This is a genomic window from Pseudomonas sp. LFM046 (genome assembly GCF_000949385.2).
In the GTDB taxonomy this organism is placed as follows: Bacteria; Pseudomonadota; Gammaproteobacteria; order Pseudomonadales; family Pseudomonadaceae; genus Metapseudomonas.
The window spans coordinates 5,617,247-5,637,896 of the sequence record NZ_JYKO02000001.1 but is presented as its reverse complement, the minus strand read 5'-3'; the positions used below and the strand labels follow the sequence as shown (position 1 = coordinate 5,637,896).

The window sequence follows — 20,650 nt, the reverse complement described above, 5'->3', positions numbered from 1 at the left end:
TTGTTCCTTGGGTTAGTTTCCCAGCGTTGCTTGGAAAGAGACCTGTCCTTGGTGAAGGCAGTCTTGAGTCGACTGCCTCGTGTGGGTATTGATCAGTTGATCAGGGGGCTGGAGTTCTTATCGAGTCCGCCGAAATCGTTGACGTTTTCAAACTCGATTTTCATGCCGCTACTTGCGGCATCGGCGGAAAGTCCCTTGATATCGAATTGACGGCTCGACTTTGGCGGAACCATATCGGCCGATACGGCGTAGGACTTGCTGCCGTTCTGCAACTTCACATCGGCCAGGGACACATGGAATGCGGAGTTGTTGGTCACTTCCATGACGGCCTTGCCGCCCTGGCGGAGCAGGCGCCACTTCAGTTCCTTGGGTGCATCCGCTGCGGTTCCCGGCAGGTCGGCCGGGCGGTAGAAGACCTTGATGCGCTGGCGCAGTGCGATCTGCAGGCTGTTGTCCGACTTGGCCCTCTGCGGGATCTCCTGGACGCTCAGGCGGAACACGGACTCCCGGTCGGTGGGCAGGCCCTGGCCTTGAAAGAGGACGCGCAGCGTCTGCTGCTTGTTGGCCCCCAGCCGGCTGAGGGGCGGGGTAATGGCGAAGGGAACATCCTGGGTGCCGTTGCCATTTTCGGCCTCCATCCAGGACTGAACCATGACGTCCTGTGGCGCCTGGTTCTTCACCAGGATCGACGCCTCCTTCGCGGGGGCCTGCAGAACTACCCGGGTGCCGCCGAGGGTGATCCCGGCGCTGGCCAGGCCGGAAGACAGCAACAGGATGCCGGCCCAGAGAATTCTGGAAGACAGTACAGGTTTCATGATGAGCTCGCGTCTGGAAGGGAGGGGTATGAAATACCCCTCCGCCTTGGCAGGACTTAGTTGTAAGTCAGGGTGAAGGGCAGGGTGCCGTTGGCAGTACCTGCTGTAGGCTTGGCGGTGCCGGACTTCACGTAACCGGCGCGCAGGTTCAGCTCGGCCTTGTAGGTGAAGTCCGGGTCGGTGCCTTCCTTGATCAGCGGCGCATCGAAGGTTTCGTTGGCCGACAGGTTCAGCAGCTTGCCGCTGTCGTCGTAGATGCCGATGCCGACGCCCGTGGCGGTACCGGTGGTTTTCAGCAGGCTGACGTTGGTGGTGTCAATGCCGGAGCCGGATTTCGGGTCGAACTTGACCTTGACGGTGGTCAGGCCGGTACCGGTGCTGCCGCAGTCCAGGTTCATGTTGATGTTGGTACCGCCCGCGATGCCGCCGCCAGCGGTGCTGCCCAGGGCGTCGATGGAGACCTTGCCGAGGTTGACGTCGATGGTCTGGTTGCCCTTGCTGCCACCGACGTTGGTGCCGGCACCGCCGGTAATGTTGCAGGAGGCGGCGACGATATCACCGGTGAAGTTGATGGTGCCGTCGGCAGCCATGGCGGTATTGGCGCTGGCGATGAGGCCGGCTACGGCGGCGGCGAGAATGCCTTTGATTTGGATAGACACGATTGGACTTCCTTTTTGCTAATTGAGTATTGCGGGATTGAACTCCATAAGAGCCAGAAAAGTTTTAAGGAAATCAGCAGGGGTATCAATAAAGACAGTCCGGCTAGCCGGGAAAGATGCTTCCTCCAGGGCTGTAGGGTTTTTCCTACAAGATGGCTTGTAGGATTATTTGCCTTGTCTGATATCAATAGGGACGGGAAATATTAAAGATTAAGGGGGAATTAATCTTTGCAAGTAATTTCCTACAATGATCTTCGCAAACTCCTAGTGTCGATGTTCGGAAGTTGGAGAAGTTCTTGTGGAGTCAATGTGGGGAGTTCTGGAGGGGGAGGTCGCTGAAAATCTCTGCGCTCTGGCCGGATGGCGCCAATGGGCCGGATATCGATCAAGGCTCGCCGGATTCACCCAGTTGGCGCAGGCCATGGACCAGGCTCGCACTGGAAAGCTCGCCCATATGGCTGCGCTGCTGCCGGCCATTCGCGTCATAGAAGAGGGTTGTGGGCAGGCCGAAGGAGCCGGTGGCCTGGCCCAGGCGATTGCCGCTGTCCAGCAGAACGCCGCTGGGAGCCAGCCCTTGTTCGGACAGGTAGCGGGTTACGGCTTCGGCGTGCTCGCCCTGGTTCACCAACAGGAAACGCACCTCCGGATGGGCCTTTTGCGCGGCCTCCAGCACCGGCAACTCGCGGCGGCAGGGCGGGCACCACGTGGCCCAGAGATTGATGACCAGCGGTCGGCCGTCCAGTTCGCGGAGCTCCACTTTGCGACCTTGCAGGTCCATCAGGCTCAGTTCCGGTAGCTGGCGGCCCTGTTCCAGCGCCGAGACCATCGCCTGCCCGCCGCCCCAGAAGCTGCCTCCTACCAGTAGGGCGATCGCCAGTGGCTGGCGCAGCATCGGCCTGCGCCTGGCGAGCAAGCATCCCACCCCTGCGGCTGTGACGATGCCAGGCCAGAGCAGGAAGCCGCCGTCGCGGATATCCACCAGGGCGAGTGGTGCCGAGGCGTACTGTTCCCCGTACTGGCCGACGAACGCCAATCGCGCGACCAGCAGGCCGCCCAGCAGCATGGCGAACAGCGCCCCCTCGGGGTTGGCCCCGCGCTTGCGGCCAGCCAACCAGCCGGCGAGCAGCGCGGTGAAGAAGCCGAGATAGAGCAGCGCATGCTGCATCGGGATGGCGAGGGGGCCAAGGTTGAGGCTGGTCATGCCGGGTTCCGGTGAACGAGGCGGCGAGTATCGCAGCCCGGCGCCGGTGAGGCAGCGCCGGGCTGTGGATAAATGTTTCGGGATGATCGGTGCGGGGGCAACGCTTCCCTCTTCCGAACGCGGCCCGCCCCGGCTCCTCTCCCTTTGGGAGAGGGTTGGGGTGAGGGAGACCACAGCAGGCAGGGCGCTTCTCAGCGCACCACATGCAAAAAGTGCAGGTGCTTCTCGTACTGGTCGAGGAGGTCGCCGATGACTTCGTCGCGGCTCCAGCCCATCACGTCGTAGTCCTGACCGCCTTCGCGCAGGTGGACTTCGGCGCGGAAGTATTTGCGGGCGTCGCCATTTTCCTCGCTGCTGTCACGGGCGGCGAAGCGGGGCAGGAGCAGGGCGCGGGGGCGCACTTCATAGGAGAAGTCCACTTCATTGCCGTGGCTGACGCTCAGCTTGCAGCGGCCGTCTTCGCCGTTCTGCAGCTCCACCTCGCAGCCCTGCTTGCGCAGTTCCTCGGCTACTTCCTCGCAGGCCGGGCGCACCACGTCGTCGATGAAGCGGGTGACGTGGGCGCGGCGGGGGAACATCAGGATGGTGCGCAGGCGCCGCTGCCAGCCGCCTTCCTGGCGCTGGGCCGGGCGCGAGAGGTTGAGCGCCTGGTAGCGGATGTCGCGCTTGGTGGCGTCCAGGCGCAGGGCCTTGAGCAGTCCCCAGGTGGCGGCCAGCAGCACCACGGCGAAGGGCAGGGCGCTGGCGATGGTGGCGGTCTGCAGGGCCTTGAGTCCGTCGGCCAGGAGCAGGGCCATGGCTACCACGCCTGTGAGGATCGACCAGAACAGCCGCTGCCAGAGCGGCGTGTTCTCTTTCCCGCCGGAGGCCAGCATGTCGAGCACCAGGGCGCCGGAGTCGGCGGAGGTGACGAAGAACACCACCACCATCATCACCGCCATCAGCGACAGCAGGGTGGAGAAGGGGAATTGTTCGAGGAAGGCGAAGAGGGCCAGCGAACTGTCCTCGCGGACGGTATCCACCAGGCTGGTCACGCCCTGCTGCAGCACCATGTGGATGGCCGTGTCACCGAAGATGGTCATCCACAGCAGGGTGAAGCCGGCCGGGACGAAGAGTACGCCGCAGACGAATTCGCGGATGGTGCGCCCACGGGAGATGCGCGCGAAGAACAGCCCCACGAACGGCGACCAGGACAGCCACCAGCCCCAGTAGAGCAGGGTCCAGCCGCCGATCCAGTCGGTGGGTTCGTAGGCGTAGAGGTTGAAGGTCTTGCTGACGATCTCGGAGAGATAGCCGCCGGTGTTCTGCACGAAAGTCTGCAGCAGGAACACGGTGGGGCCGAGGATCAGGACCAGCAGCATCAGCAGCGCCGCCAGGGCGAGGTTGAGTTCGGAGAGCACGCGGATGCCCTTGTTCAGCCCGCTGGCCGCCGAAAGGGTGGCGAGGGCGCAGGTGACGGCGATCAGCACCAACTGCACCGGCACGCCCACCGGCAGGCCGAACAGGTGATGCAGGCCGCTGTTGATCTGCAGCACGCCGTAGCCGAGCGAGGTGGCGATGCCGAACACGGTGCCGAGGATGGCGAAGATATCCACAGCGTGGCCGATGGGGCCGAAGATGCGATCGCCGATCAGTGGGTAGAGCGCCGAGCGCAGCGTGAGGGGCAGGTCGTGGCGGTAGCAGAAGTAGGCCAGGATCAGCGCGACGATGGCGTAGATCGACCAGGCATGCAGGCCCCAGTGGAAGAAGGTGAGCTTCATCGCTTCCTTCGCCGCGGCCACAGTGTTGGGGTCGCCCACTGGCGGGTTGATGTAATGCATCAGGGGTTCGGCGACGCCGAAGAACATCAGGCCGATGCCCATGCCGGCGGCGAACAGCATGGCGAACCAGGTGCCGTTGGTGTAGTCGGGCTGGCTGTGGTCGGGTCCCAGCTTGATGTCGCCGAGACGGCTGACGGCGAGGAAGAGCACGGTGATGAGGATCAGCGCCACGCTGAGCACGTAGAACCAGCTGGCGTTCAGCACGATCCAGTTCTGGATTTCACCGAACAGTGCTTGCGCCTTGTCACGGGCGAGGGTGCTGAACAGCACCAGGGCGATAATGAGGATTGCGGAGCCGAAAAAGACCGGCGGGTTGAGGGTGGATGGCGAAGACTTGATTGCCTCCATTGAGCTAGCTCTCCTTTTAATCGGATGGCCGCCAAGGGCGGAAGGCGCGCAATCCTAGCACGATCAATAGAGCCAGACTTTTGAATAAGATATGTCTGATAGTTTTGGTTGTTGATTTCCGGCTCACGCCTGGGTTGACGGTCGGTATTGCAGGGCTTCTCCCAGGTGATGGCGGGCGATTCGCTCCGTGCATTCGAGGTCGGCCAGGGTGCGGGCGACTTTCAGAATGCGGTGGGCCGCGCGCAGGGAGAGGTTGAGGCGCTCGCAGGCGTCTTCCAGCCAGGTGCGGTCGGCGCTGTCCAGGGCGCAGTGCTGGCGCAGGCCATTGAGGTCGAGAAAGGCATTCGCGCAGCCCTGGCGCTGGAGCTGCAGACGCCGCGCCCGGGCGACTTCGATGGCGGCTTCGGCGCTGCTGGGGCCACTGCTGGTGGGCGGCGCCAGGGCGGTGGCTTCGCGGGCGACGGTCAGGTGCAGGTCGATGCGATCCAGCAGCGGGCCGGAGAGTTTGTTGCGATAGCGCTGGATCTGTTCCGGGGTGCAGCGGCAGCGCCCGCCGGGGTCGCCGAGATATCCACAGGGGCAGGGGTTCATCGCGGCGACCAGTTGGAAGCGAGCGGGAAAGCGCACTTTGTCGTTGGCGCGGGCGATGACGATTTCGCCGCTTTCCAGCGGCTCGCGCAGCACTTCGAGCACCTTGCGATCGAACTCCGGAAGCTCGTCGAGGAACAGCACGCCCTGGTGCGCGAGAGTGATTTCGCCGGGTTTCGGGCGGCTGCCGCCGCCCACCAGAGCCGCGCCGGACGCGCTGTGGTGCGGATGGCGGAAGGGGCGCGGGGGCCAGGTTCGCAGCGGCGCGTGGCTGGCGACCGAGTGAATCGCCGCCACTTCCAGCGCCTCGTCTTCTTCCAGGGGCGGCAGCAGGCCGGGCAGGCGGCTGGCGAGCAGCGTCTTGCCGGTGCCGGGCGGGCCACAGAACAGCAGGTTATGGGAGCCGGCCGCGGCCACCAGGAGGGCGCGCTTGGCGGCGACCTGACCCTGGACCTCGGCGAGGTCGGGGTAGGGCGGGCGGTCCTGCAGGAGGCCCTGGGGTTCGTAGGGGGCGAGTGGGGTATGGCCGGCGAAGTGCGCGGTGAGCTCCAGCAGATGTCCGGCTGCGAGAACCTTCAGGCCACTGGCCAGGCTGGCTTCTTCGGCATTTTCCCGAGGCACCACCAGGGTGCGTCCGGCGGCGCGGGCGGCCAGCGCCGCCGGCAGCACACCTTGTACTGGGCGCAGGGCACCGGAGAGGGCGAGTTCGCCCAGGCACTCGACGTCTTCCAGCGCCGCGCCGGGCAACTGGCCACTGGCGGCGAGCACGCCCAGGGCGATGGCCAGGTCGAAGCGGCCGCCATCCTTGGGGAGGTCGGCGGGTGCCAGGTTGAGGGTGATTCTGCGCGGTGGGAAGTCGAAGCCGCTGTTCTGGATCGCGCTGCGCACGCGGTCCTTGCTTTCCTTCACGGCCGTTTCCGGCAGGCCTACCAGGGCGAGGGAGGGGAGGCCGTTGGCGAGGTGGGCTTCGACGGTCACGGCAGGGGCTTCGACGCCGACCTGCGCGCGGCTGTGGACGATGGCCAGGGACATTGATCACTCCTTGATCGGTCCGCCGGGCCGGAGCGGGATCACTCCGTGGGCGGCGGGTTCAGCTTGGCTTCCAGCTCGGCGACCTTGGCTTCCAGGGCCTCCAGGCGTGAGCGGGTGCGGGAGAGCACCACCATCTGGCTATCGAACTCGTCCCGGCTGACCAGGTCGAGCTTGCCGAATGCGCTCTGCAGCAGGGCCTTGAACTGGGCCTCGACCTCGGCGCGGGGCAGCGGACTGTCGCTGCTGAACAGGCGCGAGGCAGTGGCGGCGAGAGTGTCGAGCAGGGCTTTGGGCGGCAGCATGGTGGGGTATCCGTAGGTGAATGGGCGGGAGTCTACCACGGGGCCGGCGCACCAAGCCGGTAACGGGCGGCGCACACTTTTTGAGCAATGACCCGGGGCGCAGCGCACTCCTTTGGTGCGACTCCGAGGTGCATGATGCGGCCCGCAGCCGGCATCCGGCCGGTATCTGCTTGAAAAATCGCACTTTGTGTAGAGCTGGCAAGAATTCTGCTTGGAGGACATCGACGCATGCACCGATGCAGTTCCGGTGCACCAGGCGAGACGGGGGAGCGTCTCGCCAGAAGCGGTTGGTTTGAGTCGGAGTGCCGAGCCAGGGCGGTCCGACGCGTTACAAAAGCCAGACACTGCGCTTAGACTTGGGCCGGGTTCGTGTTTTTCCTGGGGCAAGTCAACCAAACACGGGAGTGAGTTTCATGAAGCTAGTCACCGCCATCATCAAGCCTTTCAAGCTCGACGACGTGCGCGAGTCGTTGTCGGAAATCGGCGTGCAGGGCATCACTGTCACCGAGGTCAAGGGCTTCGGACGGCAGAAAGGCCACACGGAGCTGTACCGTGGCGCTGAATACGTTGTCGATTTCCTGCCCAAGGTGAAGATCGACGTGGCCATTGCCGACGACCAGCTGGATCGTGTCATCGAGGCCATCACCAAGGCAGCCAACACCGGCAAGATCGGCGACGGCAAGATCTTCGTCGTCAATCTGGAACAGGCCATTCGTATCCGTACCGGCGAAACCGGCACAGACGCGATCTAACCCAGCCGCCGAACCCCCAAAGCCCCAGGAGAAAACAACATGACTCTGCGTAAGATCGCAGGGCTAGGAGCCCTTTTGTCCCTCGTTTCCCCCGGCCTGGCCCTGGCCGCTGACGAGGTGGTGCTGAACAGCGGTGACACGGCTTGGATGATGGTCTCCACCGCGCTGGTCCTGTTCATGACCATTCCCGGCCTGGCGCTGTTCTACAGCGGCATGGTGCGCTCCAAGAACGTCCTTTCGGTGATGATGCAGTGCTTCGCCATCACCGGCCTGATCAGCATCCTCTGGGTGGTCTACGGCTACAGCATGGCCTTCGACACCACCGGCATGGAGCAGGGGGTGATCAACTTCAATTCCTTCGTGGGTGGCCTGAGCAAAGCCTTCCTCAGTGGCCTGAACACCAGCAGCCTGGTGTATGCGGTGCCCGAGAGCGTGTTCATCACCTTCCAGATGACCTTCGCGATCATCACCCCGGCCCTGATCGTCGGCGCCTTCGCCGAGCGCATGAAGTTCTCCGCCATGCTGATCTTCATGGGCGTCTGGTTCACCCTGGTCTACGCGCCGATCGCCCACATGGTGTGGAGCGGCAACGGCGGCCTGCTGTGGGACTGGGGCGTGCTGGACTTCGCCGGCGGCACCGTGGTGCACATCAACGCCGGTGTGGCTGGCCTGGTGGCGTGCCTGGTGCTGGGCAAGCGCAAGGGCTACCCGCACACCGCGATGGCCCCGCACAACCTGGGCTACACCCTGATGGGCGCCGCCATGCTGTGGATCGGCTGGTTCGGCTTCAACGCCGGTTCCGCCGTGGCCGCCAACGGCACCGCCGGCATGGCCATGCTGGTCACCCAGATCGCCACCGCCGCCGCCGCCCTGGGCTGGATGTTCGCCGAGTGGCTGACCCACGGTAAGCCGAGCGCCCTGGGCATTGCGTCCGGCGTGGTCGCCGGCCTGGTTGCCATCACCCCGGCTGCCGGCACCGTCGGCCCGATGGGTGCCCTGATCATCGGCCTGGTTGCCGGCGTGCTGTGCTACTTCTGCGCCACCAGCCTGAAGCGCAAGGTGGGCTACGACGACTCCCTGGACGCCTTCGGCGTGCACGGTATCGGCGGCATCATCGGTGCCCTGCTGACCGGCGTGTTCGCGGCGCCTTCCCTGGGTGGTTTCGGCACCGTGGAAGACATCGGCGCCCAGCTGTTCACCCAGTTCCAGGGCGTGGCCTTCACCGTGGTCTACACCGGTATCGTGACCTTCGTGATCCTGAAGGTGCTGGACGTGGTCATGGGGCTGCGCGTGAACGAAGAGGAAGAGACCGTCGGCCTCGATCTGGCTCAGCATAACGAGCGTGGCTACAACCTCTGATCCCACAGATTTCCCCGCTTGGCGGATGCCGGCGGGGGGACTTGGCAGCAACGCCAAAAAGGGCGCCGCAAGGCGCCCTTTGCTTTTTCATCCGCCGCGCTAGAATGCCGCCCGTACGAGCCGAGACAGGCATTTGCGGATGTGGCAGCAGACCCTGATCACCTTGCGCCCAAGACCTCGTGGCTTCCATCTGGTCACTGAGGAAATCCTGGCGGCACTGCCGGAACTGAGGCGCTATCGCGTCGGTCTGTTGCACCTCTGGCTGCAACATACGTCGGCGTCCCTGACGGTCAACGAGAATGCGGATCCCGCGGTGCGGCGGGACTTCGAGCGATTCTTCAATCGCCTGGTGCCTCAGGGTGAAAGCGGCTATGAACATGACTATGAAGGGCCGGACGATTTGCCCGCGCACTTCAAGGGCAGCCTGCTTGGCTGCCAACTGAGTCTGCCCGTCCGGGACGGGCAACTGGCAATCGGCACCTGGCAGGGTGTCTACCTGGGAGAGCACCGTGATCAGGGTGGTGCGCGCCGGGTGCTGGCGACCCTCCATGGCGAGGTGTCCTGAATTTTTTCTGGCAGCGTTAGAAAGCTGGCGCAGCTGGGCTATAACTAACCTGCTTCGGCAAGGCATGAGGTAGAACATGAGCGACGAAGATCTGGAACAAGACGAGCTGGAAGCGGCCGACGAGGAAGACGGCGAGGAGCTGGCTGCAGCCGATGAAGGCGAAGGCGACGACGAAGGCGAGGTCGCTGCCCCCTCCGGGAAGGGCAAGTCCAAGGCCGCTGTTGAAGTCGAGGAAATGCCTAGTATCGAAGCCAAGCAGAAAGAGCGTGATGCACTGGCCAGGGCGATGGAAGAGTTCCTGGCCCGTGGCGGCAAGGTGCAGGAGGTTGAGCCCAACGTAGTGGCCGACCCGCCAAAGAAGCCTGACAGCAAGTACGGCAGCCGCCCCATCTGAGGTCGGCCCCCGTGGAAAAAGCCCGCTATTGGCGGGCTTTTTCATGGGCGATGGAATGTGAGGGAAAGGTTGGGGCGGCTCGTTCTGGCGTAGGGGCGATCTCAATCGCCAGGGGCTGCGAAGCAGCCCCATGAGGCGCCGCTAGCAGTCATGCCGAATGTCGACGGTGGATCGGTGAAGCGTGATCCACCCTACGGGTGAGGCGCATCTATCAATGCCACCTGGCCCAGCGCGCCAGCACGTCGGGCAGCTCGCGCAGGCTGGCGATCTCGGCGTCCGGCAATTGCTCGCCGTCCCAGGTTTTGCCCAGCGGGTTGAACCAGATGGCGCGCAGGCCGGCGCGGCGCGCGCCTTCGATATCGTCAGCCGGGTGGTCGCCGATGTGCACGGCTTCCCCTGCGTTCACGCCGCCACGCTTGAGGGCTTCGAGGAAGGGCGTCGGGTCCGGCTTGCCGATGCCCAGTTCCTCGGCGCAGAGGGCGAACTTGAAAAAGTCCGCCAGGCCGAGGCGGCGCACGTCGGCGTTGCCGTTGGTGATGACGCCCAGGCTGTAGCGATTGGCCAGGCGCTCCAGGGTGGGCACGGTGTCGGGGTAGAAGGTGATGCGGTGGCGTGCCTGGAGCATGGCCTGGAAGGCGCCTTCGGCCAGGTCCACGGCGTCATCGGCGGAGTAGCCGACGCCTTCCAGCGCCCGGCGCAGGGTGCGGCGACGCAGCTCGCTCAGGCGGTGCTTGAGGCCGGGCTCTGCAGCCAGGACGTCAGCCCGGATGGCCCAGAGATGTTCCACCGGCAGCGCACCGAGGGCCGGTGTGTGCTCCAGCAGCCAGTCGCGCATGGCTGCTTCCGCGCCCTCGATGACGGGGCGGTTGTCCCAGAGGGTGTCGTCCAGGTCGAAGGTGATCAGCTGGATGCTCATTCGTCCGCTCCGCGTCGCTTGGCTCTGGGGTGGGCCTTGTCGTAGACCGAGGCCAGGTGCTGGAAGTCCAGGTGGGTATAGATCTGGGTGGTGGAGATGTCGGCGTGGCCGAGCAGTTCCTGTACCGCCCGCAGGTCCTGGGATGACTCCAGCATATGGCTGGCGAAGGAATGCCGCAGCATGTGCGGGTGCAAATGTTGGCCCAATTCACGAACCCCCGCCTGGCGCACCCGCAGCTGAATGGCCCGTGACGTCAGGCGACGGCCCTGTTGGCTGATGAACACAGCGCCGTCGCCGGGGTTGGCTGCGGCGCGCAGGGGCAGCCAGGCTTCCAGTGCCTCGCGGGCCTTGCGGCCGACCGGCAGTTCGCGGGTCTTGTTGCCCTTGCCGCGGACGCGCACCAGGCCGTCGGAGAGGTCGAGCCCGTCGAGGTCCAGGCCCACCAGTTCGGACAGGCGCAGGCCGGAGGAATAGAAAAGCTCCAGCATGGCCTGGTCGCGGCGGGCGATGAAGTCGTCTTCCACGGCGCCGTCCAGGAGTTGCTGGGTGCGGTCGGCGTCCAGTGCCCTGGGCAGGCGGCGGGCGCCCTTGGGCGCGGCGAGGCCGTTGGCCGGGTCGTGGCGGCAGCGTCCTTCGCGGATCAGGTAGTGGTAGAGGCCGCGCACCGCTGACAGCAGGCGGGCCAGGCTGCGGCTGGAGAGTCCGTCCTGGTGCAGCCGGGCGACGAAGCTGCGCAGGGTACGGACGTCGAGGTCCGTCCAGTCGGCGATGCCGGCTTTCTCGCAGAGCGCGCGGACCTTCAGCAGGTCCCGGTGGTAGCCGTCCAGGGTGTGGGCCGAGACCTGGCGCTCGCTGCGCAGGTGGTTCAGGTAGGCATCCAGGTCGGCGTGCATGGGACTTCCTTGGAATGCGCCGCGGCGGACTATCTCACCGAGCGCAGCGGTGTTGCGAAGCGCGGCAGCACCCGGGCCAGGACCTCGGCCACATAGCCGAGGAACAGCGTGCCCAGCGAGCTCTTGTAGTGCTGCGGGTCCGGGCTGCCAATGGCCAGTACGCCGTGCAGGCCCTGGTGGACCAGGCTGACCACGGCGGCGGAGCCGACCTGGTCGCGATCTTCGGCGCCGAAGAGGAATTCCAGCTCATGGCCGCGCAGCACGCCGCAGATGGTCTTGCCGCCGGCCAGCAGGCCGCCGATGCTCTGGTGCGCTTCGGCGGCGCTGACGCTGCGACCCACCGGCAGGGTGTTTTCGCTGAACAGGATGAGGCTGACGAAGGGCACCTGGAACTCGTGTCGCAGGCTGTCCTCCACCGCGCCGACGATTTCCTCCAGGCTGGAGGCGTCGAGCAGGTCGAGCACCAGGCGGCGGGTCTTGTCGAACAGCCGATCGTTTTCCCGGGCCACGTCCATCAATTGCGACAGGCGATGGCGCATCTCGATGTTGCGCTCGCGCAGCAGCTTGATCTGACGTTCCACCAGGGAAACGGCATCACCCGGTTGGTGCGGGATGCGCATTTCCGGAATCAGTTCTTCATGCTGGACGAAGAACTCCGGATGGAGGCGCAGATAAGCGGCCACCGTCTCGGAGTCGAGGTGATGCGGCTGGTCCTGGTGCTGGTCGGTCATAGGCGAACCTGTCCTTCGAATACGCGGACGGCGGGTCCGGTCATCATTACGGGGTGCCCCGGGCCGGCCCACTCGATGGAGAGGCGGCCGCCCGGCAGGTCGAGCTGCACCGGGGAATCCATCCAGCCCTGGCGGATCGCCGCCACCGCAGCGGCGCAGGCGCCGGTGCCGCAGGCCTGGGTTTCCCCGGCGCCACGTTCCCAGACGCGCAGCTTGGCCTGCTTGCGGTCGACGATCTGCAGGAAGCCGACGTTCACCCGCTGCGGGAAGCGCGGATGGTGCTCCAGCTTCGGCCCCAGGCTGTGGACCGGCGCGCTGGCCACGTCATCGACCCGCAGCACCGCATGGGGGTTGCCCATGGAGACGGCGGCCAGTTCGACGGTCTGGCCGTCCACTTCGACCGGGTAGTTCAGGGCTTCGGCATCGGCGACGAAGGGGATCTGCTGTGGGACCAGGCGCGGCGGGCCCATGTCCACGGTGACCTGGCCATCGGGGCGCACATCCAGTTCGATGATGCCGCACTTGGTCTCGACGCGGATGCGCTTCTTCACGGTCAGGCGCTTGTCGAGGACGAAGCGGGCGAAGCAGCGGGCGCCATTGCCGCACTGTTCCACTTCCGAGCCGTCGGAGTTGAAGATGCGGTAGCGGAAGTCGACGTCCGGGTTGGTCGGCGCTTCGACGATCAGCAACTGGTCGAAGCCAATGCCGGTGTGGCGGTCGCCCCACTGCTTGGCGTGCTTGGGTTGGATGTGGGCGTGCTGGCTGACCAGGTCGAGGACCATGAAGTCGTTGCCGAGGCCGTGCATCTTGGTGAAGCGCAATAGCATGGATGCGCCCTCACTGCGGCAGCAGGCTTTCGCCGGCGTAAAGGTCTTCGATGGTTTCGCGGCGGCGCACTTCGTAGGCCTGCTCGTCATCCACCAGCACCTCGGCGGCGCGGCCGCGGGTGTTGTAGTTCGAGCTCATCACAAAACCGTAGGCGCCGGCGGAACGTACCGCCAGCAGGTCGCCCTCGGCGAGCACCAGACTGCGTTCGCGGGCGAGGAAGTCGCCGGTTTCGCAGATCGGGCCGACCAGGTCGTAGGTCCGCTCGATGCCGGCATGGGGCTGCACCGGCACCACGTCCATCCAGGCGTCGTAAAGCGCCGGGCGGATCAGGTCGTTCATGGCCGCGTCGATCACCGCGAAATCCTTGTGTTCAGTGTGCTTGAGGTATTCCACCTGGGTGAGCAGGACACCGGCGTTGGCCACGATGGAGCGGCCGGGTTCAAACAGCAGCTCCAGGTTGCGGCCCGCCAGGCGCTGGCGCACGGCCTGGAGGTATTCGCCGGGCAGGGGCGGCTGTTCGTCGCGATAGCGCACGCCGAGGCCGCCGCCGAGGTCCAGGTGACGGATGGCGATGCCGCGTGCGGTCAGGCGGTCGATCAGCGCGAGCAGGCGGTCGAGGGCGTCGAGGAAGGGCTCCAGGCTGGTGAGCTGCGAGCCGATGTGGCAGTCGACGCCGATCACATCGAGATTCGGCAGGCTGGCCGCCTGGGCGTAGACCGCTTCCGCTTCGTCGATGGAGATGCCGAACTTGTTTTCCTTGAGCCCGGTGGCGATGTAGGGGTGGGTGCCGGCATCCACGTCCGGGTTCACCCGCAGGGAAACCGGGGCCTTCACTTCCATGGCAGCGGCCACGTTCTGCAGGCGTTCCAGCTCGTTGCGCGACTCCACGTTGAAGCAGTGCACGCCGGCCTCCAGGGCGCGGCGCATGTCGTCACGGGTCTTGCCGACGCCGGAGAAGACGATGCGCTCGGCGGCACCACCGGCGGCCAGGACCCGCTCCAGCTCGCCGCTGGAGACGATGTCGAAGCCCGCACCGAGGCGCGCCAGCAGGTTCAGCACGCCGAGGTTCGAATTGGCCTTGACCGCGTAGCAGATCATGCCCGGGGTACCGGCCAGTGCATCGGCATAGGCCTTGTAGCCTGCCTCGATGGCGGCGCGGGAATAGACGTAGGTGGGCGTACCGAAGCGGGCGGCGATGTCGGACAGCGCTACGCCTTCCGCGAACAGCTCTCCGTCGCGGTAAGTGAAAGCGTCCATGGCTGTTCCCCCGATCAGCGGATGTACACGTCTTTCTGGTGTTCTTTCGCTGCTTTTTCGTCGTCAGGCATGTACAGCGGGCCTTTCTGGCCACAGCCGGCCAGCAGGCAGGCGACAGCGAGCAGGGCGACGAAAGGGGCGTGGAGTCGCTTCATGACGGAGTCCTTGCAGAAAACGTGAATTGTTCCGGAGTATACCGACCCCCCGACGCCTTGCCTATTCAGTGAAATTCCCGTCCGGCGTGGCCTGCGGGCCTGTGCGGGGCTAGCATTGGCGGCTGAAAAAGGAGATCCCATGGACAACGCCGCATCCCTTGCCGGCTCGGTCTCGGTCGCCTATCTGCAGGGCCTGGTGGAGCGTCTTGGCCAGTCCGGTGTGGCCCCCGCCGAGCTGCTGGGGCACGTGCAGCTGACGCCCGCCATCCTCGCCCAGCGTGACCAGCGCATCGCCGCCAGCGCCTATCTGGAGCTGCTGGGCCAGGCCGCGCGCTTGTCCGGCGATCCGTATCTGGGTCTGCACCTGGGCGAAGCGGTGCGACCCGGCCACTACGGCGTGCTGGGCTACCTGCTGATGAGCTGCGCCACCCTGGCCGACGCCTTGCACCGCCAGGCGCGCTATGCGGCGCTGGTGGGTAACCTGGGGCGGGTCGAGCTGGCCGACGAGCCGGCACGCGAGGGCCTGGAGCCCCAGGTAGCCCACAGCTGGGAATCCCTGATGCCGCAACAGCGCGCCCTGCTGGCGGAGGAGACCCTGGCCGGCTGGGTGACCTTCGGCCGCTGGATCACCGGGCTGGATATCCCGCCCACCGAAGTGCGCTTCCAGCACCCGGCACCGGCGGACACCTCGGAGCACCAGCGGATCTTCCGTTGCCCGGTGCTGTTCGGCCAGGCGGACAATGCCCTGGTCTTTCCCACGCGTCTGCTGGCGACACCCCTGGGCCAGGCCGACGCCGACGTGCGCCGCCTGTTCGATGAGTACGCCGAACGCCTGCTGGCCGAATTGCGCCAGGGCCACAGCGTGCTGGACCGCGCCCGCGAGCAGCTGGCTACCCAGCTGGCCACCGATGGGCCGGACCTGGAGCGCCTGGCCGAGGCCCTGACTCTCAGCCCGCGCACCCTGCAGCGCCGTCTGCGCGAGGCCGGGTTATCCTTCAGCCAGTTGGTGGACGAGACGCGCCAGCAGCTGGTGCTGCACTATCTGCGCGATCCGGCCCTGGCGCTGGCCGATATCGCCTTCCTGGTCGGTTTCAGCGAGCCCGGTTCCCTGGGGCGTGCCTTCCGCCGCTGGACCGGACAAAGCCTCGGCGAGTACCGTCGCCCTTTACCCCCAAATGCCCTGAGGTAAACCCTGATGAGTTTGAGCGAAGCCCGATTCCACGACCTGGTCGACGAAACCCAGGAACGCGTGGAAGACGCATTCGATGACAGCGACCTGGATCTGGACCTGGAAAACAGCGGCGGTGTGCTCACCGTGCGTTTCGAGAACGGCAGCCAGGTGATCCTCAGCCGCCAGGAGCCGCTCCGTCAGCTCTGGGTGGCGGCGCGTTCGGGGGGCTTCCACTTCGATTACGACGAAGCCAGCGGACGCTGGATCTGTGACAGCAGCGACGAGCCCCTGGGCGAGCTGCTCAGCCGTGTGACCCGCGAGCAGGCGGGCGAAGACCTTGAGTTCGACGAACTCTGACACCGCGCCACCGGCACGGCACCCGTCGCCGTGCGTCCGACGCTGTTGTCTGGACGATACCGACGTCTGCGTAGGATGCGGCCGGACCCTGGCGGAAATCTGCGAATGGGGCCAGGCCAGCGACCCGCGCCGCCGTGAAATCTGCGCTGCGGCCCAGCAGCGACGGCGCCCGACGCCGGGTTGACCGAGCGGTCTTGCCAATCGCCGCCACGCTGACGTACTGTCGGGACTCCGGGCAATTTGTCCGGGCAGACAGAATCTGAAACCCCGCCTTCGGGCGGGGTTTCGCTTTTTTCGCAACCAGAACAAGGAGTCGCGCGTTCGCCATGAACACCCAGCCGTCCATCACCATCACCCGTCTCGACCTGCAACGCCTGGAGCGCCTGCTCGACAGCCTGGAGGAGTTCGGCCCCGCCGCCGAGGCGCTGGAACGCGAGCTGGCTCGCGCCCAGGTGGTCGGCCATGAGGAGGTTCCGCCGGGCGTCGTCACCATGAATTCGCGGGTGCATTGCCGTGAGGAAGGTAGCGGCAAGGACTACCACCTGACCCTGGTCTATCCGGACGAAGCGGGTGGCGAGGGCAAGGTATCCGTCCTCGCCCCGGTGGGCTGCGCGCTGCTCGGCCTGTCCGTCGGCCAGCACATCGACTGGCTTGTGCCGGGTGGCAAGACCCTCAAGCTGACCCTGCTGGACGTCGAGTACCAGCCCGAGGCGGCTGGCGAATACGCCCGCTGATCCGCCCTGCGGCAGTTCGTAGGATGGGTAGTTCGTAGGATGGGTGGAGCTTGCGATACCCATCAGCCCTGTCCGCATGGGTATCGCTCCGCTCCACCCATCCTACGGGGCCTGCAGAGCTGAATCAGCTATCCCGCAATGCCCTGTTCAACCTTTCCTCCAGCTCCACCTTGTAGCGCAGGTAGTGGACCGTCTGCGCGTGGCCCTTGCCCTGCACCCGCGACAAGTCGAGGTCGGTGATGTAGCAGGGGTAGCGCTCCGGCGAGCGGCGCTGGGCGAGGATGTGCCGGGCCACGGCGGCGAACAGTCCGCTGCCGTACTCCAGTTCGGAGAATTCCCGGTGGTTGCAGTACAGCGTGACGTGCACGGTGCCCGGCTCGGCCGGCTCGACGATGGCCTGCACGTCGTAGAAGGGATGGGTCACCCCGGCGGAAGGCGGCGCGCGGCGTTCAAGCTGGCGGCCCTGACGCACCACCTCGTAGTAGGCGATTTCCGGCGACGGTGCTGGCTGGGGGCTGTCCAGCGGCAGCAGGGCGTTGCGGCGGTAGAGCAAGGACTGCAGGAAACGATGCAGCGGGGTCAGCAGGCTCTGTTCGTCGCGGAAGGGCAGGCGCTGGCGCCACAGGGCGTTGTGCTCGTCGAGCAGGCTGATCTCGGCGCTGTCACCGTCCTGGCGGTAGAACACCTGGATGCAGTTGGCGCGGCCCAGCGGCAGAATCACCGCCAGGTCGTGGTCTGTCAGGGCATGGCGGTCCAGTTGCAGCGGGCTGTAACCCGGCAGGTCGCGTCCCAGGTGTTCCACCAGTGCCGGCAGGTCCGCCAGGCTGGCGTGGGCGACCTGTCCCGGCTCCAGTTGCAACACATGGAAACGCTGCTGGATCTGCAACAGGAAGCGCGGCACACCGGCGACGTTGAGCAGCGCCTGGGCATCGCCGAACAATTCCTCCACCCGCTGGCTGATCGCCTGGGCGCGGTTGCGGCAGAAGCAGCGCACCCGCAGAGCCGCCTGGCCGCCACCGGCAGGCAGGCTGTTGAGGTAGTCCCGCAGGCAGGCGACCAGGGCGTCGGGGCCGTCGTAGCGGGTCACCAGCATTTCATTCCAGCTGTTCAGGGTCACCTGGTCGATGGTCAGCACCAGGTTCTCGCGCACCCCGGAATAGCCCAGGGCGTCGGTGCGTTCGGTGGTCAGGTGGAGGTTTTTCTGGCTGTGGTGCTTCAGCGGGTCGACGCCGACGTTCACCAGCAACAGCACTTCCGATGGCACGCCGGCACGCAGCAGGGCGTTCTCATCCACCGGGGCCAGGGGCAGGGGGAAGGCCTGCTGCAGACTGGTCAGCAGGTTGGACAGCTCGAATTCGGTCAGGTCGCTGGTGCCCGGATGCAGGGAGAGACGGGTGCCGGCGTCGATCACGCCGTTGCGGTGGCACCAGGCGAGCAGGGCGATGAGCTCCCGGCTGCGCTTGATGGGCGCGAAATCCCGCCATTCCAGGGCGTTCAAACTGCCCGGGTAGAGCGCCCACTGGGTTTCGCCTTCGGCCTCCGGGCTGGGGGCCTGCACCAGGGTGAGGGTGTCTTCGGCGATGTCCGGGGCGATTCCGGGGTTAATGAATTCCACCTTGCCGGCCTTGCGTTCGAACGCGGCGTAGAGACGCCGGCCGAGCACGCCCAGGTCGCGGCTGCTGAGGGTGCCGATGGCCTGCTCGTTGCGGGCGAACTGGGACAGGAAGCGGTAGCTGTAGGTCAGTTCGTTGACCAGGGCGCGGCGTTCGGCCATCACCTGGCGTACCTTCCACTGGCTGCGGCTGTCGAGCATCGCCAACTGGCGCGGCTGCCAGTGCCACTCGGCGGTCAGGCGTTCCAGCAGCAGGCGTTGCCAGCTCTTGCTGCGGTTGCCCGGCGGGCGGCTGAGTTTCTTGTTGACCTTCAGATAGAGGCAGCGACGGATCAACTCCAGGCGCTCGGGTTCGTTGCGCCCGCGCAGGTACTCCTCAAGGCGGCGGTACACCACCATGTAGGGGTCCAGTTCGTCGAGGTCGAGGCGGTTGGCGTAGACCGCTTCCTTGAAGCGCAGGGACAGGCACGCCACCTGGGGGTGTTCGCTGGCGTAGACCTCGGTGAGGAGCAGCTTGAGCACCGACTTGTAGGGTGACTCGATCCCTTTATACAGCTGCCACATGCTGGCGCCGATGAACTCGCCTGGCGGGATTTGCGCCAGGTGGCCGAGGTCCAGCACATCGTCGGCGCGGATGAAGCGCTTGGACAGCAGGGTGCGGGCGTACTCGTCGTAGCGCGCCTCCTCGTAGACCGGCACCAGCCACCAGAGCGGTGTGCGCCCGGCCAGCCAGATGGCGGTGCGGTAGAACTCGTCCAGCAGCAGGTAATGCTGGGTGGTGCCGCAGTCGTCGGAGGTCAGCTTCGCCTCGCGATCACCCTGGGTGAAGCGAGCCGGGTCGACCAGGAAGAAATGCGCCTCGGCCCCCTGGGTGGCAGCCCACTCCTCCAGGGCGGTGCACTTGCGCTGGAGCTCGGCGGTGGCGGCGGCATCCAGCTCCGGGTCGTGGCAGACCCAGATATCCATGTCGCTCTGCTCCGCCTGGGCCACGGTGCCGAGGCTGCCCATCAGGAACAGGCCGTGGATGGGCGTCGGTTGCGGACCGCGGCGTGCCTTGTAGGCGAAGGAACGGGTGAGGCGCTGGGCTTCGGCCAGCAGTTCGTCGTCGGGCTCGAAGGCCGCCACGCCGGCGGGTGTGGTGCCGGAGACATAGCCGGGCAGCAGTGGGTGATTGACGTGGAACAGCAGCGGCAACAGCTTCAGCACCAACTGCTGGCGGGTGGACAGCGCGTGCATGGCACGGTCCAGGCGGCCACTGTTGACCTTGAGGAAGCGGGCGCGCAGCTGCGCGAGAACCTTACGGTCGATACCGTCTTCGATGTCCGGGCGAATTTCCTGGGTGCGCGTCATGCTGTTTTCTTGTCCCGATGCTGGAAGCCCGACCGGCAGCCTTCACTGCCGGCAGGCGTCCGCATTGTATCGCCCGCAGTGTTGCCGACTTGAGCGGCAACCCCGTCAGGCGGGTTGGGGCAGGAGGATGGTGCGCAGGGCCTGGACGTGTTCGGCCGCATCGAGGCCGAGGCTGGTCAGGTAGCCGCCGTCGGGTTGGGTGATCAGGCCTTTCTGATGCAGTCGCATGACGGCGGCCTGGGCTCTGGGGTTGGCGTTGTTGTGAACTTTCAGTCCCTCCTGGGTGTTGTCCAGGTTGAACAGCGCCAGCAATTCGAATTCAGCGATGAGTTCGGGGGTGAAGACCATGGTCGCTCCTAGTTCTTGTTGTACCGCAAAGGCCGGCGGCTGCCGGCTGGGAGTCTGGAGTCTTTGGCGTGTAGGCGAGGTCAGGCCTGATCTTCCGGCAGGTCGGGCAGTGCCCGCAAGGCCCTTTCGTACCATTCGCCGTCGAAGGGGCGGTCGGCCGCGAGCATGGCGTTGATCTCGTGGGCCAGCACCAGGGCCATCAGCTCGAGGATTTCCTCGCGCTCGTAGCCCACCAGGGTCAGTTTGTTGAAGGTGGCGCGGGCGGCGGGCGGTTCGCCGGCTTCGATCTGGTTCTCGATGGCCTGGATCAGGGTGGCCTCGGCGAAGGCTTCGTCGCCGTCATCAATATCGTCGGTCATGGCGGGTTCCCGGGTTGCGATGGCGGGAGTGTGCCATGCCTGCTCGCGCGGCGGGGCGCCCTGTGATTGCGGGATGGCGGGAGGCGGGGCGGAGGTGTTGCAGG

The 20,650-nt window shown here is 65.8% G+C and carries 23 protein-coding genes; 8 read left to right on the top strand and 15 right to left on the bottom strand.

Going from position 1 to position 20,650, the window contains the following annotated elements:
• Positions 1 to 92: 92 nt before the first annotated feature.
• The 6 genes from TQ98_RS25920 to TQ98_RS25895 form a co-directional block, all read right to left on the bottom strand.
• Positions 93 to 815 carry a molecular chaperone gene (locus TQ98_RS25920; RefSeq protein ID WP_044873202.1) on the bottom strand — a complete coding sequence of 241 codons (723 nt, stop codon included), beginning with the start codon at positions 813 to 815 and terminating at the stop codon, positions 93 to 95.
• Positions 816 to 871: 56 nt separating this feature from the next.
• Positions 872 to 1,474 carry a fimbrial protein gene (locus tag TQ98_RS25915; protein WP_044873201.1) on the bottom strand — a complete coding sequence of 201 codons (603 nt, stop codon included), beginning with the start codon at positions 1,472 to 1,474 and terminating at the stop codon, positions 872 to 874.
• 385 nt (positions 1,475 to 1,859) lie between these two features.
• Positions 1,860 to 2,675 (bottom strand): TlpA disulfide reductase family protein, encoded by an 816-nt coding sequence (locus TQ98_RS25910; RefSeq protein ID WP_044873200.1) that lies wholly within the window; start codon positions 2,673 to 2,675, stop codon positions 1,860 to 1,862.
• A 191-nt stretch (positions 2,676 to 2,866) separates the two neighbouring features.
• The gene (gene betT, locus TQ98_RS25905; RefSeq protein ID WP_044873199.1) at positions 2,867 to 4,843 is read right to left on the bottom strand and encodes a choline BCCT transporter BetT; all 1,977 of its coding nucleotides are present in this window, start codon (positions 4,841 to 4,843) and stop codon (positions 2,867 to 2,869) included.
• Positions 4,844 to 4,966: 123 nt separating this feature from the next.
• A complete protein-coding gene (locus TQ98_RS25900) occupies positions 4,967 to 6,463 on the bottom strand; it encodes a YifB family Mg chelatase-like AAA ATPase (protein WP_044873198.1) in 1,497 nt (498 codons plus the stop codon).
• Between the two features lie 38 nt (positions 6,464 to 6,501).
• On the bottom strand, positions 6,502 to 6,765 hold the full coding sequence (locus TQ98_RS25895; RefSeq protein WP_044873197.1) for an accessory factor UbiK family protein: 264 nt from the start codon (positions 6,763 to 6,765) through the stop codon (positions 6,502 to 6,504).
• 413 nt (positions 6,766 to 7,178) lie between these two features.
• Between TQ98_RS25895 and glnK the strand changes: the two genes are divergently transcribed.
• From glnK to sutA, 4 genes are all read left to right on the top strand, one after another.
• Complete coding sequence (gene glnK, locus TQ98_RS25890; RefSeq protein ID WP_003457590.1) at positions 7,179 to 7,517, top strand: P-II family nitrogen regulator; 339 nt, start codon at positions 7,179 to 7,181, stop codon at positions 7,515 to 7,517.
• A 39-nt stretch (positions 7,518 to 7,556) separates the two neighbouring features.
• Positions 7,557 to 8,876: an ammonium transporter gene (locus tag TQ98_RS25885; RefSeq protein WP_044873196.1), complete on the top strand. Its 1,320-nt coding sequence runs from the start codon at positions 7,557 to 7,559 to the stop codon at positions 8,874 to 8,876.
• Positions 8,877 to 9,015: 139 nt separating this feature from the next.
• Positions 9,016 to 9,441 carry a secondary thiamine-phosphate synthase enzyme YjbQ gene (locus TQ98_RS25880; protein WP_044873195.1) on the top strand — a complete coding sequence of 142 codons (426 nt, stop codon included), beginning with the start codon at positions 9,016 to 9,018 and terminating at the stop codon, positions 9,439 to 9,441.
• Positions 9,442 to 9,517: 76 nt separating this feature from the next.
• The gene (gene sutA / locus TQ98_RS25875; RefSeq protein WP_044873194.1) at positions 9,518 to 9,835 is read left to right on the top strand and encodes a transcriptional regulator SutA; all 318 of its coding nucleotides are present in this window, start codon (positions 9,518 to 9,520) and stop codon (positions 9,833 to 9,835) included.
• A gap of 211 nt (positions 9,836 to 10,046) precedes the next feature.
• Here sutA and TQ98_RS25870 read toward each other — a convergent pair whose 3' ends face one another.
• From TQ98_RS25870 to TQ98_RS25845, 6 genes are read right to left on the bottom strand one after another with little or no spacing between them, the layout of a single operon-like run.
• Positions 10,047 to 10,751: an HAD family hydrolase gene (locus TQ98_RS25870; RefSeq protein WP_044873193.1), complete on the bottom strand. Its 705-nt coding sequence runs from the start codon at positions 10,749 to 10,751 to the stop codon at positions 10,047 to 10,049.
• Entirely contained in the window at positions 10,748 to 11,644 is an 897-nt protein-coding gene (gene xerC, locus TQ98_RS25865; RefSeq protein ID WP_044873192.1) for a tyrosine recombinase XerC, read from the bottom strand. The genes TQ98_RS25870 and xerC overlap by 4 nt, the downstream gene beginning before the upstream one ends.
• A gap of 29 nt (positions 11,645 to 11,673) precedes the next feature.
• Positions 11,674 to 12,375: a DUF484 family protein gene (locus TQ98_RS25860; RefSeq protein WP_044873191.1), complete on the bottom strand. Its 702-nt coding sequence runs from the start codon at positions 12,373 to 12,375 to the stop codon at positions 11,674 to 11,676.
• A complete protein-coding gene (gene dapF, locus TQ98_RS25855; RefSeq protein ID WP_044873190.1) occupies positions 12,372 to 13,202 on the bottom strand; it encodes a diaminopimelate epimerase in 831 nt (276 codons plus the stop codon). The genes TQ98_RS25860 and dapF overlap by 4 nt, the downstream gene beginning before the upstream one ends.
• 10 nt (positions 13,203 to 13,212) lie before the next feature.
• On the bottom strand, positions 13,213 to 14,460 hold the full coding sequence (gene lysA, locus TQ98_RS25850; protein ID WP_044873189.1) for a diaminopimelate decarboxylase: 1,248 nt from the start codon (positions 14,458 to 14,460) through the stop codon (positions 13,213 to 13,215).
• A 14-nt stretch (positions 14,461 to 14,474) separates the two neighbouring features.
• Positions 14,475 to 14,615 carry a lipoprotein gene (locus tag TQ98_RS25845; protein WP_003457568.1) on the bottom strand — a complete coding sequence of 47 codons (141 nt, stop codon included), beginning with the start codon at positions 14,613 to 14,615 and terminating at the stop codon, positions 14,475 to 14,477.
• 139 nt (positions 14,616 to 14,754) lie between these two features.
• On the opposite strand from TQ98_RS25845, the gene TQ98_RS25840 reads away from it, so the two are divergent.
• From TQ98_RS25840 to rnk, 4 genes are all read left to right on the top strand, one after another.
• Positions 14,755 to 15,804: an AraC family transcriptional regulator gene (locus tag TQ98_RS25840; RefSeq protein ID WP_044873188.1), complete on the top strand. Its 1,050-nt coding sequence runs from the start codon at positions 14,755 to 14,757 to the stop codon at positions 15,802 to 15,804.
• A 3-nt stretch (positions 15,805 to 15,807) separates the two neighbouring features.
• Entirely contained in the window at positions 15,808 to 16,143 is a 336-nt protein-coding gene (gene cyaY / locus TQ98_RS25835) for an iron donor protein CyaY (protein ID WP_177410229.1), read from the top strand.
• On the top strand, positions 16,124 to 16,327 hold the full coding sequence (locus TQ98_RS25830; protein WP_082073251.1) for a DUF1289 domain-containing protein: 204 nt from the start codon (positions 16,124 to 16,126) through the stop codon (positions 16,325 to 16,327). Before cyaY ends, TQ98_RS25830 begins: the two co-directional genes overlap by 20 nt.
• Positions 16,328 to 16,469: 142 nt before the next feature.
• Entirely contained in the window at positions 16,470 to 16,877 is a 408-nt protein-coding gene (rnk, locus tag TQ98_RS25825; RefSeq protein ID WP_044873186.1) for a nucleoside diphosphate kinase regulator, read from the top strand.
• A gap of 124 nt (positions 16,878 to 17,001) precedes the next feature.
• Here rnk and TQ98_RS25820 read toward each other — a convergent pair whose 3' ends face one another.
• From TQ98_RS25820 to TQ98_RS25810, 3 genes are all read right to left on the bottom strand, one after another.
• Positions 17,002 to 19,839, bottom strand: coding sequence for a class I adenylate cyclase (locus tag TQ98_RS25820; protein WP_044873185.1), 2,838 nt, complete (start codon positions 19,837 to 19,839; stop codon positions 17,002 to 17,004).
• 105 nt (positions 19,840 to 19,944) lie between these two features.
• Entirely contained in the window at positions 19,945 to 20,187 is a 243-nt protein-coding gene (locus TQ98_RS25815) for a TIGR02647 family protein (protein WP_044873184.1), read from the bottom strand.
• An 80-nt stretch (positions 20,188 to 20,267) separates the two neighbouring features.
• Positions 20,268 to 20,546, bottom strand: coding sequence for a hypothetical protein (locus tag TQ98_RS25810; RefSeq protein WP_044873183.1), 279 nt, complete (start codon positions 20,544 to 20,546; stop codon positions 20,268 to 20,270).
• Positions 20,547 to 20,650 lie beyond the last annotated feature (104 nt).